Here is a 2,117-nt window from a genome sequence, read left to right as displayed (position 1 = left end):
CGGCCGGTCGGGCACGCCCGGCCCGACCACCCGGGCGCGCACGCCCTCCGGGTCGACCCCGGCCCGGACCTCGTCCCGCGTCCCCGGCCGGGGACGCGAACGCCGCCGCGACGGCTCACGATGCACGCACCTGCGGAAGGTCGAAGTCCTTTGCCGCCCGGGTCCGGGTCGCACGCCGTCGCGCACGTCCTGAGCAGCGCGGTGTTCCCCGGCCACCCGTCCGGGGTGCTCACCGCGCCGACCGCCGTTGCTCCGTTCAGCTGGTGGGCGCTGCGTCGGCCGAAGCGGGCCGGAACCGACGCGCACCCGTCCCGAAGTGCGCTTTTGCGGTTCGCGTAGATCATCGGCGGGGCGCACGGGATCGCCCGGCCCAGTACGCGTGTGCGCGAGAACACCGCCGTGATGCCGAACTCGGCCGCGTGATCAGCTAGACTGAGTGGTGCACCGCCCGGTGGCGCCTAAGAGCGCCCCAGGCCGCCAGAGTGGCCGGTGGTGCTCCCAACCGCTATCGGCGCGATCCGCGCGCCGGGCCCGTCCCCGCGATCGCGCCTGCTGAAGCAGAGCAATCCTCGAGACGTGCCGTGTCCCGGAGGTTTGTTTTGCCGACAATGTCCCAAGGCCGTTCCGAGCGCCCGCAGTTCCGCAAGCCCCGCAGCAGGCGCCCTGGCCAGGGCAACCGTCGTCCCGCTCCCTCCCTGGAGCCGACGACCACCGTTTTCGACCACATGGAGAGCCCTCTGCCCGAGGGCCCGCTGCCCTCGTTCGCCGAACTGGGCCTGTCCGACGAGCTGCTGGGCGCGCTCACGCAAGCGGGCATCACCGAACCGTTCCCCATCCAGGCCGCGACGCTGCCGGACGCCATGGCGGGCCGCGACCTCCTCGGCCGCGGCCAGACCGGCTCCGGCAAGACGCTGGCGTTCGGCCTCGCGCTGCTGTCCCGCCTGACCGGTGGTCGGGCCAAGCCGCTCAAGCCGCGCGCGCTCGTGCTCGTGCCCACGCGTGAGCTGGCGATGCAGGTCGAGGAAGCCCTCAACCCGTTCGCCCGGTCGCTCGGCCTCTGGTGCCGCACGGTCGTCGGCGGCACGTCGTTCCCGCGTCAGGTCGACGCGCTGCGCCGTGGCGTCGACCTGCTGATCGCCACCCCCGGCCGGTTGTCCGACCACGTCCGCCAGGGCACGGCCGACCTGTCCGAGGTCATGTTCACCGCGCTGGATGAGGCCGACCAGATGGCGGACATGGGCTTCATGCCGCAGGTCCGGGCCATCCTCGACCTGACGCCGCAGGACGGCCAGCGGCTGCTGTTCTCCGCGACGCTCGACGGCGACGTGGACAAGCTGGTCCGCCAGTACCTGCACAACCCGGTGGTCCACTCCGTGTCGCCGCCCACCGGCAGCGTCACCACGATGGAGCACCACCTGCTGTTCGTGTCCGCCGAGGACAAGCAGAACGTGGTCACCGAGGTCGCCGCGCGCGAGGGTCGCACGATCATGTTCGTGCGCACCAAGCACCACGTGGACCGCTTGGCCAAGAAGCTGCGGTCGATGGGCGTCCACGCGGGCGCGCTGCACGGCGGCAAGGCGCAGAGCGCGCGCACGCGGGTGCTCGGCCAGTTCCGCGAGGGCAGCATGCCCGTGCTGATCGCCACCGACGTGGCGGCGCGCGGCATCCACGTGGACGACGTGAGCCTCGTCGTGCACGTCGACCCGCCGGCCGACCCGAAGGACTACCTGCACCGTGCCGGCCGCACGGCGCGGGCGGGCCAGTCGGGCACGGTCGTCACGCTGGTCACGCACGACCAGCGGCGTGCCGTCCAGGGCCTCACGTCGCGCGCGGGCATCCGCCCGACGTCGACCAAGGTCCGTCCCGGTGACGAGGAGCTGGTCCGCATCACCGGTGCGCGGGTGCCCAGCGGTGTCCCCGTGGTCGAGCCCGAGACCCCGGTCCGCGCCCGTCGCAGCGGCGGTGCCCCTCGGCGCACCGGCGGCAGCGGCAGCGGTGGCTTCCGCGGCGGCCGCTTCGACCGCGAGCGCAGTGGTGGCGGCGGGGGGGCCGGCCGCCCCCGGGGGGGGGGGGGGCCCTAGGGAACAGTAAGTGGTTGGCGGGGTGTGTCGAGCAGG

The 2,117-nt window shown here is 73.6% G+C and carries 1 protein-coding gene; it reads left to right on the top strand.

Translation table 11 applies throughout. The features are described 5' to 3' along the window. Positions 1 to 725: 725 nt before the first annotated feature. On the top strand, positions 726 to 2,081 hold the full coding sequence (locus tag AB0G02_RS36595; RefSeq protein WP_360803992.1) for a DEAD/DEAH box helicase: 1,356 nt from the start codon (positions 726 to 728) through the stop codon (positions 2,079 to 2,081). Positions 2,082 to 2,117 lie beyond the last annotated feature (36 nt).

This window comes from Actinosynnema sp. NPDC023658 (genome assembly GCF_040639995.1).
GTDB lineage: Bacteria > Actinomycetota > Actinomycetes > Mycobacteriales > Pseudonocardiaceae > Actinosynnema.
This window is presented reverse-complemented; position numbering and strand designations above follow the sequence as displayed.